This is a genomic window from Aestuariibaculum suncheonense (genome assembly GCF_014596935.1).
Lineage (GTDB): Bacteria > Bacteroidota > Bacteroidia > Flavobacteriales > Flavobacteriaceae > Aestuariibaculum > Aestuariibaculum suncheonense.
Genome location: NZ_JACVXC010000001.1, coordinates 952,402 through 965,447, shown reverse-complemented (window position 1 = coordinate 965,447; position 13,046 = coordinate 952,402). Strand labels below are relative to the sequence as shown.

General features: G+C 35.9%; 9 protein-coding genes. 5 read left to right on the top strand and 4 right to left on the bottom strand.

What is annotated here, in order from left to right:
• Positions 1–5 precede the first annotated feature (5 nt).
• The gene (locus ICJ84_RS04315; RefSeq protein ID WP_188215114.1) at positions 6–503 is read left to right on the top strand and encodes a hypothetical protein; all 498 of its coding nucleotides are present in this window, start codon (positions 6–8) and stop codon (positions 501–503) included.
• An 8-nt stretch (positions 504–511) separates the two neighbouring features.
• Positions 512–958: a hypothetical protein gene (locus ICJ84_RS04310; RefSeq protein ID WP_188215113.1), complete on the top strand. Its 447-nt coding sequence runs from the start codon at positions 512–514 to the stop codon at positions 956–958.
• 29 nt (positions 959–987) lie between these two features.
• On the opposite strand, the gene ICJ84_RS04305 is transcribed toward ICJ84_RS04310, so the two are convergent.
• Positions 988–2,034: a WD40/YVTN/BNR-like repeat-containing protein gene (locus tag ICJ84_RS04305; RefSeq protein ID WP_188215112.1), complete on the bottom strand. Its 1,047-nt coding sequence runs from the start codon at positions 2,032–2,034 to the stop codon at positions 988–990.
• Between the two features lie 182 nt (positions 2,035–2,216).
• Between ICJ84_RS04305 and ICJ84_RS04300 the strand changes: the two genes are divergently transcribed.
• From ICJ84_RS04300 to purL, 3 genes are all read left to right on the top strand, one after another.
• Positions 2,217–3,431, top strand: a complete 1,215-nt coding sequence (locus tag ICJ84_RS04300) for an RsmB/NOP family class I SAM-dependent RNA methyltransferase (protein WP_188215111.1) — start codon at positions 2,217–2,219, stop codon at positions 3,429–3,431.
• Positions 3,432–3,483: 52 nt separating this feature from the next.
• On the top strand, positions 3,484–4,527 hold the full coding sequence (locus ICJ84_RS04295; protein WP_188215110.1) for an endonuclease: 1,044 nt from the start codon (positions 3,484–3,486) through the stop codon (positions 4,525–4,527).
• A gap of 144 nt (positions 4,528–4,671) precedes the next feature.
• Positions 4,672–8,334 carry a phosphoribosylformylglycinamidine synthase gene (purL, locus tag ICJ84_RS04290; RefSeq protein ID WP_188215109.1) on the top strand — a complete coding sequence of 1,221 codons (3,663 nt, stop codon included), beginning with the start codon at positions 4,672–4,674 and terminating at the stop codon, positions 8,332–8,334.
• A 72-nt stretch (positions 8,335–8,406) separates the two neighbouring features.
• On the opposite strand, the gene ICJ84_RS04285 is transcribed toward purL, so the two are convergent.
• The 3 genes from ICJ84_RS04285 to pflB form a co-directional block, all read right to left on the bottom strand.
• On the bottom strand, positions 8,407–9,663 hold the full coding sequence (locus ICJ84_RS04285; RefSeq protein WP_188215108.1) for an L-lactate MFS transporter: 1,257 nt from the start codon (positions 9,661–9,663) through the stop codon (positions 8,407–8,409).
• Positions 9,664–9,685: 22 nt separating this feature from the next.
• The gene (gene pflA, locus ICJ84_RS04280) at positions 9,686–10,441 is read right to left on the bottom strand and encodes a pyruvate formate-lyase-activating protein (protein WP_194408528.1); all 756 of its coding nucleotides are present in this window, start codon (positions 10,439–10,441) and stop codon (positions 9,686–9,688) included.
• Between the two features lie 79 nt (positions 10,442–10,520).
• The gene (gene pflB, locus ICJ84_RS04275) at positions 10,521–12,746 is read right to left on the bottom strand and encodes a formate C-acetyltransferase (RefSeq protein WP_188215107.1); all 2,226 of its coding nucleotides are present in this window, start codon (positions 12,744–12,746) and stop codon (positions 10,521–10,523) included.
• Positions 12,747–13,046 lie beyond the last annotated feature (300 nt).

Here is a 13,046-nt window from a genome sequence, read left to right as displayed (position 1 = left end):
CTTATATGAAGCAGGAAAAACTAAATAATGCCAATAATTCAGGATTTAAAATCCCTGAGAATTACTTCGATACTTTTGAAGACAGGCTTTTTACTCAAGCTAGACTTAAAGGATTGACAGAAACCTCCGGATTTAAAATCCCTGAAAATTATTTAGATACGCTGGAGGACAAAATCCTTAGTCAGATTTCTAAAAAAGAAGACGTTAAAGTTATTTCTCTTTTCAATAAGAAAAATTTACTGTACGTCTCAAGTATTGCTGCAGCTGTAACTTTAATGTTTACATTATCTATAAAAAAAACACAACCTATGTTAGATGGTGTAGATAATGAAACTGTTGAAAGTTACCTTTTAAATGAAGATATCGATTTATACGAAATAGCCTCAAAATTAACGTTTGAAGACTTAGCTGAAGAAAATTTCAAAGAAGTAAAAATAGATGAAATAACCTTTGAAAATTACATCTTAACCGATGTCGACCTAGAAGGAATAATGACTAAATAAAGTTTGTTATGATGAAAAAATTAATTCTCCCAATATTGATTCTTTTTATTTCAGCAAGTGTTTTTGCACAAGGGCATGGTGATAAATTTAAAGAACTTAAAATACCATTCATCTCAGAGCGCTTAAATTTAAGTCCAGATGAAGCCGAAAAATTTTGGCCTATTTATAATAAACATGAAGAAATATCTTCTAAGCTCAGAAATGAAATCCATGGTATTCAATATAAAATAAAAAAGAATGCGAATGACCTTTCAAACGAAAAGGCTAAAGAATTACTAGATAATTTAAGCACCTTCGAGAGAAAACAATTAGATGCAGATGATAAGTTAAATCAAGATCTTCTTAAATTCTTGACTCCAAAAAAAGTATTATTGCTAAAAGGTGCTGAAAAAGAATTCAAAAAACGACTCTTCGACAGTTATTTAGAAAAGAAAATGAATTCAGAAAAACGATAATAAAAAAAGGAGCCTTAAAGCTCCTTTTTTTATTCCCTAAATGTTAGTTTTGAAATACGCTTGGCACCACCTGCATAAGCTATAGAATCGTTTATAAATCGAATGGTATAAAAAGATTCATCACTAATATGATTCCATGACACTCCACCATCTTTACTGTAATCAACTCCTTTAAAACCTACAGCTACCAACTCCTTTCCTTCTCGATTCCGTAAAAACTGCACACAACTTCGATAACCAGGAATCTGTCCATCGGCTACTAAATTCCAGGTTTTACCACCATCAACAGTTTTTATCTTATTAGCTTTATTTGCATCTGGTTTTGTGAAATCACCACCAATAGCAAAGCCTAAATTTTCATCATAAAAATCGATAGAATAAATCCCTTCGGTTTCAGCATCCTGAATCATTGGTGATTTCGACACCGTCCACTTTACACCTTTATCTTCGGTATAATATATGTTACCATGAGACGTGGCTACCCAAGCACTATCTCCATTTATCGCTATATTGGAATTACTTGCTGCAAAGGCACTTTCTCCTTCATCTAACTTCGGAAGTTCTGAACAAGGTATTTTATTCCAGGTATCACCACCATCCCGTGTTATAATTATTGAAATACATCCATCAACACTATCACCAACAGCAATACCTTCAGCGTCATTCCAAAAGGTCATAGCATCATAAAACACGCCTTCTCCGGCTTCCTTATACACTAATTGCATGCGACCATCATCACCTGTTTTGTATAATAATGCAGGATTTTCAATACTTAACATAAAAAAATCGGTTGCTGTATGTGCTACCGCTCTAAAATGAAGATTTAAAGAATCGTATTGCTGAACCGAAGTCTGCCACATTTTAGTATTTGGGTTGTACAATCCAAACATACTATTATTCGCTGCAAAAGCCAGACTTTTATCATTCAGAATTTCAATCGCACGTACACTAAGTAACGAATCTTCTAAAATATCTTCAACCTCTACCGATTTAAAATCCCTGGGAATCAATTTTGCTTTCTTCTGACATGAGTATAATGTCGTAATTAATAAAAGGGTAACGAATAACTGTTTCATATATAATATGTGTTTGTTCTAAAATTGATTTATGTACATCTTGTTACGTACAAACGTCCTGTTGTGGCTCTTTTTAAAATCACAATTTTCGCTAAAAGTATAAAAGCTATGTAAATAAAAACTTAAAGCTGTAAACAAATTAACTTTTAAATGTACCTTTGCAGCCTTATATTTTATTTACAATGCGATTACACAGAAATTTATGCTTCTCAGTTATAGATGGTTTAACTCTAATCTTTAACGAAGGACAATATGCCGACAAAGTGATACAACAACTTTTAAAACGCGATAAGCGTTGGGGAAGTCGTGACCGTGCCTTTGTTGCCGAAACAACTTACGATATTGTACGTTGGAAACGTCTTTATGCTGAAATTGCTGAAGTTAAAGAACCATTTGACAGAGATAATCTGTGGCGCATGTTTGCCGTTTGGGCAACTCTTAAAGGCATTAAATTACCCGATTGGAAATATTTTGAAAATACACCTACTCGTAAAATTAAAGGCCGTTTTGATGAGTTATCGAAAATAAGAAAATTCAAAGAATCGATTCCAGACTGGATTGATGCTGTTGGTGAAAAAGAATTAGGAGCCACCGTTTGGTCTAAAGAAATTGAAGCTTTAAACGAACAAGCCGATGTTATTTTACGTGTAAACACGTTAAAAACAACCAAAGAAAAACTTCAGGCAGAGTTATTCGATTTAGATATAGAAACCGAGTTTATTGCGAATTATCCTTACGCTTTAAAACTGAAAGAACGTGCTAATGTATTTTCTACAGAAGCTTTTAAAAATGGACTTTTTGAAGTACAAGATGCTTCGTCTCAAAAGGTAGCCGATTTCTTAGATGTTAAACCAGGTATGCGCGTGGTAGACACCTGTGCCGGTGCAGGAGGTAAAACACTACACATAGCTTCATTAATGGAGAATAAAGGGCAAATTATTGCGATGGATATTTATGCCAATAAACTTCACGAACTTAAACGTCGTGCCAAACGTAATGGCGCTCACAATATTGAAACCCGTGCCATCGACTCAACAAAAGTGATTAAAAAACTTTACGATAAAGCCGACCGAGTATTAATCGATGCGCCTTGTTCTGGTTTAGGTGTTTTACGTCGTAATCCAGATGCCAAATGGAAACTAGAAGAAAGCTTTTTAGAAAAAATTAAAACCACACAACAGGATATTTTACAACAATATTCAAGAATGGTTAAACCAGGAGGGAAATTAGTTTATGCCACTTGCTCGGTGTTACCTTCTGAAAATCAACAACAAGTTGAAAAATTCTTAACATCAGAATCAGGAAAAGACTTTATATTTGTAAAAGACGATAAAGTATTATCGCACAAATCTGGTTACGATGGATTTTATATGGCGCTCTTAGAAAAGAAAGCCTAAAACAAAAAATATACTGTTTCATCTGACCATCAAAATCCTTAAATTGATTCAGATGAAACAGCTTTACTTGTTATTTTTCTTCCTTCTTTCAACTTTTACTTTCAGTCAACAAGCCTACTACAATAGTATAGATTTTAATCAAACAGGCTTAAATTTAAAGCAAGATCTTGCTAACTTAATTACTACGACTCACACCAACGAATTATCATATGGTTGGGATGCTATACAGGCCACAGACATTAACCCTAACAATACATCTAATGTTCTTTTAATTTACGGTTGGGAAAATGGAACCGATGGCAATTGTACCAACGATTTAGAAAGAGATATTAACTCTAATGGAGGATTAAGTTGTGAATACAATCGAGAGCATGTTTATGCTAAATCTTTAGCAACACCATCAATGGATAACACAGGCCCTGGTGCCGACGGACATCATATTAGAGCTTCCGATGTTCAAAGAAATAATGTTAGAGATAACCAAAAATATGCTTCAGGCTCTGGAAACTCTGGAAACGTGACCGGTGGATGGTATCCCGGAGATGATTGGAAAGGTGATGTTGCCCGAGTAATAATGTATATGTATTTACGTTATGGAGACCAATGTTTACCCTCCGGTGTAGGTGTTGGAAGTAATGCCAGTACTCCTGATGATATGATTGATTTATTCCTGCAATGGAATGCCGAAGACGAAGTGTCTAATTACGAAATACAACGAAATACCTATCACGAAAACACGTCTAACACCTACGCTCAAGGCAATCGAAATCCTTTCATAGACAATCCAGCTCTTGCAACTGCAATATGGGGAGGACCTGAAGCTACTGATACTTGGGGAAATATTCTTGGGGCTGAAAATTTCCTTGAACACAATTTAAAAATTTATCCCAACCCGGTTAAAGACTATTTTATTTATATTTCTACCACACAAGATTTAGATGCCATTATCTACAATATTTTAGGAAAAGAAATTCTAAAACAGCACCTAAACGCAAACAATAAAAAAATTGATGTTAGCGCACTTAACAAAGGAGTTTATTTGCTAAAAATTAGTTCCGATTCTGGAACCATCACTAAAAAACTAATAAAGCAATAAATTTTAAATCCACCCCGAATGCATTTTGAACAGACCCTAAATCCTACTATAAATTAATCAAAAATGCTTTCCTAAAAAAAGCCATGTAAATGACTAAAAAAGTGTATTTTTGCATTTTCAAATTACAACCATAATACATCTAAAATGATTCATTTCTTTGGAAACGTAACCGGCAAAGTTTTTGCTGTTCAAACAACAAAAGAATTATCAACCGAAACCATTGCCAAACTAACATGGTTATTTGGTAATCAGCCAAAAATAGAGCAAGCATCTCTGGATGCTTTTTTTGTTGGACCTCGTGCGGCCATGATTACGCCTTGGAGTACCAACGCTGTTGAAATCACTCAAAACATGGGGATTTCAGACATCATTCGAATTGAGGAATTCGAAGCTGTTTCTGAAGATTTCAAAGGATATGATCCTATGATTTCTGAAAAATTCAACGGATTAAACCAAGAATCATTCACGATTAATATTCAACCAGAACCTATTCTGGATATTGAAGATATTGCAGCTTACAACATTCAGGAAGGGCTTTCTTTAAATGATGAAGAAGTAGCTTACCTGGAGGGTGTTTCTAAAAAAATTGGTCGCCCATTAACCGATTCTGAAGTATTCGGTTTCTCACAAGTAAACAGTGAACACTGTCGTCATAAAATTTTCAACGGAACATTTGTAATTGATGGTGAAGAAAAACCAACTTCATTATTTAAAATGATTCGTAAAACATCTGAAACGAATCCTAACGATATTGTTTCAGCATATAAAGATAACGTGGCTTTTGTAAAAGGGCCTATTGTTGAGCAATTCGCTCCTAAAAGTGCTGATAAACCAGACTTTTATGAAACTAAAAATTTCGAATCTGTTATTTCTTTAAAAGCAGAAACACACAACTTCCCTACTACAGTAGAACCATTTAATGGTGCTGCTACAGGTTCTGGAGGAGAAATTCGTGACCGTTTAGCTGGAGGAAAAGGATCGTTACCTTTAGCAGGAACTGCGGTTTACATGACCTCTTACTCGCGTTTAGAAGAAAATCGTCCTTGGGAACAAGCTATGGACGAACGTAAATGGTTATACCAAACACCAATGGATATCTTAATTAAAGCCTCTAACGGAGCTTCTGATTTTGGAAATAAATTTGGACAGCCGTTAATCTGTGGTTCGGTTTTAACATTCGAACACGAAGAAGATGCCAGAAAATTAGGTTTCGATAAAGTCATTATGCAAGCTGGCGGTATTGGGTATGGCAAAGCTGATCAAGCCTTAAAAGCAACACCTCAAGTTGGTGATAAAGTGGTTATTCTTGGTGGTGAAAACTACCGTATTGGTATGGGTGGTGCTGCGGTATCATCAGCTGATACAGGAGAGTTCGCGTCAGGTATCGAGTTAAATGCCGTACAGCGTTCTAACCCTGAAATGCAAAAGCGTGCTGCTAACGCGGTTCGTGGCATGGTTGAAAGTGATGAAAATTACATTGTTTCTATCCACGATCATGGTGCTGGTGGACACTTAAACTGTTTATCAGAATTAGTTGAAGAAACCGGTGGACACATCGATTTAGATAAATTACCTGTAGGTGACCCTACCTTATCTGATAAAGAAATTATCGGTAACGAATCTCAGGAACGTATGGGATTAGTGATTGCCGAAAAACATATTGAAACATTACAAAAGATTGCCGATCGTGAGCGTTCACCAATGTATACCGTTGGAGACGTTACTGGTAATCACCGTTTCACGTTTGAGTCTAAAACCAACGGTCACAAACCAATGGATTTAGCTATGGATGATATGTTTGGTAGTTCTCCAAAAACATATATGCATGACAAAAAAGTAGTCCGCAATTATGCTGATGTCACTTATAATAAAGAAAACTTCTACAATTACTTAGACCAGTTATTACAATTAGAGGCTGTAGCGTCTAAAGACTGGTTAACTAATAAAGTAGACCGTTGTGTTGGCGGAAAAGTAGCAAAACAACAATGTGTTGGGCCATTACAAATTCCATTAAACAATGTTGGTGTAATGGCCTTAGATTACAAAGGAAAAGAAGGTATCGCAACGTCTATCGGACACTCACCTGTTTCAGGATTAATTAATCCGGTAGCAGGAAGTAGAAACTCGATTACCGAAGCATTAACCAACATTATCTGGGCGCCATTAAAAGACGGTTTAAAAAATGTGTCTTTATCGGCAAACTGGATGTGGCCTTGTAAAAATGAAGGTGAAGATGCACGTTTATATGAAGCTGTTGAAGCGGTTTCAGAATTTGCAATTGATTTGGGCATCAACGTTCCAACCGGAAAAGATTCCTTATCCATGAAGCAAAAATACCCTAATGAAGAGGTTATTGCTCCTGGTACGGTAATCATTTCGGCTGCAGCCAACTGTATTGATATTAATAAAGTGGTTGAGCCTATATTCCAAAAAGGTGCTGGCGATGTGTATTACATCAACCTATCTCAAGATAGCTTTAAATTAGGTGGTAGTTCTTTTGCGCAGGTGGTTAACAAAATTGGTAACGACACACCGAATGTTCAATCTGCAGCTTACGTTAAGACCATATTCAACACGATTCAACAATTAATTCTTGACGGACAAATTGTTGCTGGACATGATGTGGCTTCAGGTGGTTTAATCACGACGTTATTAGAATTATGTTTTGCTGATAACAATTTAGGTGCTGAATTAGATATCACGGCTTTAGCTGAAAACGATTCATTTAAAGTGTTATTCGCTGAAAATGCAGGTTTAGTGATTCAGTCTAAAGACGCTTCAATCGAATCTATTTTATCTGCTGCTAATATTGAATTCTTCAATCTTGGTAAAGTAACCGAAAGTGATGTATTAAGCATTATCAACGGAACAGATGTGTTTACCATGACGGTATCTCGTTTACGTGATATGTGGTATAAAACATCATTCTTATTAGATCAAAAACAAACAGCTAACGGTTTAGCACAAGACCGTTACGACAACTATAAAAATCAACCATTACAGTACACCTTCCCAAGTCACTTTACAGGGAAACTTCCTGTAATCGATGCAAGTAAGCCAAGACCAAAAGCAGCGATTTTACGTGAAAAAGGAAGTAACTCCGAGCGTGAAATGGCAAACGCGATGTACTTGGCTGGATTTGATGTAAAAGACGTTCACATGACCGATTTAATTTCTGGTCGTGAAACACTTGAAGACATTCAGTTCTTAGGCGCTGTTGGTGGATTCTCGAACTCTGACGTTTTAGGTTCTGCTAAAGGTTGGGCCGGAGCCATCAAGTACAACGAAAAAGCGAATGAAGTGATTAAAAACTTCTTCAAACGTGAAGACACCTTATCGGTTGGTATTTGTAACGGTTGTCAGTTATGGATGGAATTAGAATTAATTAACCCAGAGCACGATGTTCACGGTAAAATGGTTCATAATAATTCTCATAAACACGAAAGTGCATTTACTTCGGTAACCATTCAGGAAAACAACTCGGTAATGCTTTCAAGCTTAGCGGGAAGTACTTTAGGAGTTTGGATTTCTCATGGTGAAGGTAAATTTAACTTACCTAAACCTGAAGACCAATACAATATTGTTGGTAAATACGCTTACGCGGAATATCCACACAACCCTAATGGTTCAGACTACAACACAGCAATGATGTGTGACAAAACAGGTCGTCATTTAGTAACCATGCCGCACATTGAGCGTTCTACATTCCAATGGAACTGGGCCCATTACCCAAGCAACAGACAAGACGAAGTATCGCCTTGGGTTGAAGCTTTTGTTAACGCCAGAGTATGGATTGAAAATAAATAATTCCAAAGTCATTATACTAAAAAGACCTCTTCTTATCTGAAGAGGTCTTTTTTATATCGACACTTTACCAAATTAAGCTAAAGCCAATTCTTTCTTTTTCTTGTACTCTGCTTTAACAATCAATTGTTTCATCAATAATGACACTATAAATGCTATTACAAACAATCCGGAAAAGACCGCTAAGGTAATATCTAAAGACCCCGTTGCCGACTTTATAACGTCATAAATAGTAGGACCTATAATTCCTGCCAATGCCCACGCAGTTAACACCATACCATGAATTGCTCCTAACTGCTTCGTTCCAAATAAATCACCTAAAAATGCCGGTAGTGTTGAAAACCCTCCACCATACATTGTTATAACAGTGAATAAAACAACTAAGAAGGTTAATTCTACAGATGTTTTTGGCAAGAAATAAAAAGCTAATATTTGAAAAGCAAAAAACACAATATAGGTATTGGCTCTTCCTAAATAATCTGAAAGACTTGCCCACAATATTCTTCCTAAACCATTAAACACTCCAATTAACCCTACAATTGCAGCAGCTTCCATGGGCGAATAATTTAATTTTTCCTGCATCATCGGGCTTGCTGCCGAGATGATGGCAATCCCGCATGCTATGTTTATAAACATCATAATCCAGATGTAATAAAAACGTCTTGTTTTTAATGCTTCATTAGCATCTATATTTGCCATATCTGCTTTGATTACTTTACCTTCCCCAGATTTAAATCCTTCAGGCATATAGCCTACCGGAGGACGTTCGATATATCGTGCAGATGCTAAAATAATGACCATATAAATGACACCTAAAATATAAAATGCATTTGCGACTCCTACAGCCTCAAAAAGTGATTGCATGATGGGACCGAAAATTAAGGCTGAAAATCCAAAACCCATTATAGCCATTCCTGTCGCTAAACCTCGTCTATCTGGAAACCACTTTACTAAAGTACTTACAGGCGTAATGTATCCTAAACCTAGCCCGATACCTCCAATGACTCCGTAACAAAGATAAAATAGCGGTAAAGATTCTAGCTGTACGGCTAATCCTGACCCTAAAATACCAATACCGTAAAAAAAACCAGCTGTTGTTCCACTTACTTTTGGCCCTACTTTCTCTACCCAGCGTCCTAAAAATGCAGCTGACAAACCTAGTAATAGAATCGCTATCTTAAATGCCCATTTTACCACACTCCCATCAACTTCAAAAATATCTTTAACCGGGTTTGTCATCACCGAATAAGCATAAACAGAGCCAATTGAAATATGTATTCCTACTGCCGAAGCAGCTATTAACCATCTATTTTTTATTTTTTGTACTTTCATATTTAGTTGGTTTTAAATTTGATTAATTCACTTTTACTTCTTTAAAATAATTTTCTAAAATATTTACAGCTGCATCAATTTCTTCTTTACTATTTTCTCTGGCATCTTTTAATTGATATTCCCAGCCTAAAGCTTCCCATTTATGGATTCCCAGTTTATGATACGGCTGTAATTCAATTTTTTTGATAGTCTGATAATCCTTAAAGTAAGCCCCAAGCGCATGCAAATGTTCCGGTTTATTAGTTATCCCCGGAATAAGCACATACCTCAACCACATGGGTTTTCCTGATGCTTCACGGTGTTTAGCAAAATTGAATGTTGTTTCTTTATTTTTTGCGCCTGTCAATGATTCAAATCCTTCCTCGGTCATGTGTTTTATATCCAGCATGACTAAATCGGCATAAGAGTCGAGTAATTGTTCAGTAAAATGATTTAAAATGCGTCCGTTGGTATCAATATTCGTATGAATACCTTCTTCTTTTAATCTTTTAAAAAATGAAATTAGGGCTTTAGATTGCAATAAGGGTTCACCGCCTGAAACTGTAACGCCTCCTTTTTTTCCAAAATAAGGTTTCACTTTTAAAGCCATTTGAACCAAATCTTCAATTGGGTATTCCTCACCACCATGCGTATCAATAGTATCAGGATTATGACAATACAGACATTTTAACTTACATCCCTGTAAAAACACAACCATGCGAATACCAGGTCCGTCATGCGTTCCGAAGGATTCAATAGAGTGAACATTTAGAATATTATCTTGATAATTTAGAGACATAATTTTTTTAATAACACCAGAAAGAAAATTAGTTGGTCATTTTTCTTTCTGGTGTTGACTTAAATGATATTAACAAAGTTTACATGGATTCGTGAAAAGAACGTGTAATAACTTCTAGCTGCTGCTCTTTTGTTAATCGAACAAAGTTTACGGCATAACCAGAAACACGAATGGTTAATTGCGGATACTCTTCAGGATGTTCCATAGCATCAAGAAGGGTTTCCTTATTAAGCACGTTAATGTTAACATGCTGAGCGCCTTTAGAAAAATAACCATCTAAAATCGTGCTTAGATTCTCAATTCTTGTTTCTTCATTATGACCTAATGATTTTGGAACAATTGAAAAGGTATTTGAAATACCATCTTGAGAATCTTCATAATTAATTTTAGCCACAGAATTTAAAGACGCTATAGCTCCGTGAGTATCTCTACCGTGCATTGGGTTTGCTCCAGGCGCAAAAGGCACGCCTTCAGCTCTACCATCGGGAGTTGCTCCTGTTTTCTTACCGTAAACCACATTTGATGTAATGGTTAAAACCGATAAAGTAGGCTCTGCATTTTTATAGACCGCTAATTGTTTTAATTCGTTATTAAAATCAGCTACAGCATTTGCTGCTAGAGTATCTACACGATCATCGTCATTACCGTAACAAGGGAATTCGCCTTCAATTTTAAAATCAATCGTTAAACCTTCCTCATTTCTAATAGGTTTCACTTTTGCATATTTAATGGCTGATAGTGAATCGGCAACAATTGATAAACCAGCAATGCCGTAAGCGATATTAATACTTGGATTGGTATCAATTAACGCCATTTGTGCTTTTTCGTAATAATACTTATCGTGCATGTAGTGGATAATATTCATAGAATCGTTATACACTCTTGCAACCTGTTTCATGGCAATTTTAAAGTTTGCCATAACTGTATCAAAATCCAGATATTCACCTTCAAGCGGTGCAATGCCATCAACCATTGGAGTTCCGGTCATTTCACAACGTCCTTCGTTAATAGCTAGTAATAAGGTTTTAGCTAAATTGGTTCTTGCTCCGAAAAACTGGATAGACTTACCAATGGTCTGGTGAGACACACAACAAGCGATTCCGTAATCGTCGCTTCCTCTGCTTTTACGCATTAACGTATCGTTTTCAAACTGAATAGATGAGGTATCAATAGCAACTTTAGCACAAAAATCTTTAAAGTTTTGTGGTAATTCTTCAGACCACAGAATTGTCATATTTGGCTCTGGTGATGGTCCTAAATTATAGAGTGTATTCAAGAAACGGAATGAGGTTTTTGTTACTTTGGTTCTTCCGTCTTCAAACATACCTCCAATTGCTTCGGTTACCCAGGTTGGATCTCCGGCAAAAATCTCGTCGTAAGCACCCATTCTTAAGTGGCGCACCATACGTAATTTCATTACAAACTGATCGATATACTCCTGAGCTTCTTCCTCAGTAATTAGTCCTTCTTCTAAATCGTTTTGAATATAGATATCCAAAAATGTAGACACATTGCCTAATGACATCGCAGCCCCATCCTGCTCTTTTACAGCAGCCAGATAAGCCATATAAGTCCATTGTACAGCCTCTTTAGCTGTTTCGGCAGGACGACTTAAGTCTAAATCGTATTTAGCACCTAAAACAATCATATCATGTAAGGCTCTGATTTGTTCGGATACTTCTTCGCGTAAACGAATAACAGCATCGGTCATCGGCCCCTGAATATTTTCTAAATCAGCAACTTTAGCTTCAATTAAAAAATCTATCCCATATAAAGCGACTCTTCTGTAATCGCCAATAATTCTACCTCTGGCATAGTTGTCTGGCAAACCAGTTAAAAATCCTAGTGAACGGAATTTTTTAATCTCGTCGTTGTAGGCATCAAAAACACCATCGTTATGGGTTTTAACATATTTAGAAAATAATTCTGTCAAGGCCTCGTTTGGCTTTAAATCGTGTTCAGAAAGAGCTTTCTCAACCACTTTAAAGCCTCCAAAAGGTTTCATGGTACGTTTAAGTAACTCATCGGTTTGTAAACCTACAATAACTTCATTTTCTTTATCTATATACCCTGCTTTAAAGGCGCTAATTGTTGAAATGGTATCAGTATCTACAGACCTAACACCATTATGCTTACGCTCCTCAAGAATGGCTTGCTTGCAAACCTCCCATAATTTAAGCGTTCTTTGGCTTGGTCCGACTAAAAATCGATCTGTTCCGTGATAAGGAGTGATGTTTTTCAATACGAAATCTCTAACGTCGACTTGATTGGTCCACACTCCGCTTTTTATACTTGTTGTTTCCATTGTAATGCTTGGTTAAATGTTTTATAATCATTTTTATTTAAGCTATTCAAATTTAGAAACAAGCCTTGGTAAAAAACCTGACAATTATCATAAAACCCTATAATTACCAAAGCTTTACAGCGATTATTTTTAACGAAAACGTTTGATTTAAACATCCATAAAAATAAAATATTTATAGTTTGAATTGTTTTAACATAGAAAGAATAACAACCGATTAATTTATCAGTTTTTTTAGTAAAGTTTTGATAAAAACCCTACCATTTTGATAAAAATTAACACGCAAAATATTTCATTTATAAA

Bases quoted from the DNA above. Each gene is read 5' to 3' on its own strand.
- ICJ84_RS04300 (WP_188215111.1), top strand. From the start codon at position 2,217: ATGCGATTACACAGAAATTTATGCTTCTCAGTTATAGATGGTTTAACT.
- pflB (WP_188215107.1), bottom strand. From the start codon at position 12,746: ATGGAAACAACAAGTATAAAAAGCGGAGTGTGGACCAATCAAGTCGAC.
- purL (WP_188215109.1), top strand. From the start codon at position 4,672: ATGATTCATTTCTTTGGAAACGTAACCGGCAAAGTTTTTGCTGTTCAA.
- ICJ84_RS04295 (WP_188215110.1), top strand. From the start codon at position 3,484: ATGAAACAGCTTTACTTGTTATTTTTCTTCCTTCTTTCAACTTTTACT.
- ICJ84_RS04315 (WP_188215114.1), top strand. From the start codon at position 6: ATGAAGCAGGAAAAACTAAATAATGCCAATAATTCAGGATTTAAAATC.
- ICJ84_RS04285 (WP_188215108.1), bottom strand. From the start codon at position 9,663: ATGAAAGTACAAAAAATAAAAAATAGATGGTTAATAGCTGCTTCGGCA.
- pflA (WP_194408528.1), bottom strand. From the start codon at position 10,441: ATGTCTCTAAATTATCAAGATAATATTCTAAATGTTCACTCTATTGAA.
- ICJ84_RS04305 (WP_188215112.1), bottom strand. From the start codon at position 2,034: ATGAAACAGTTATTCGTTACCCTTTTATTAATTACGACATTATACTCA.
- ICJ84_RS04310 (WP_188215113.1), top strand. From the start codon at position 512: ATGATGAAAAAATTAATTCTCCCAATATTGATTCTTTTTATTTCAGCA.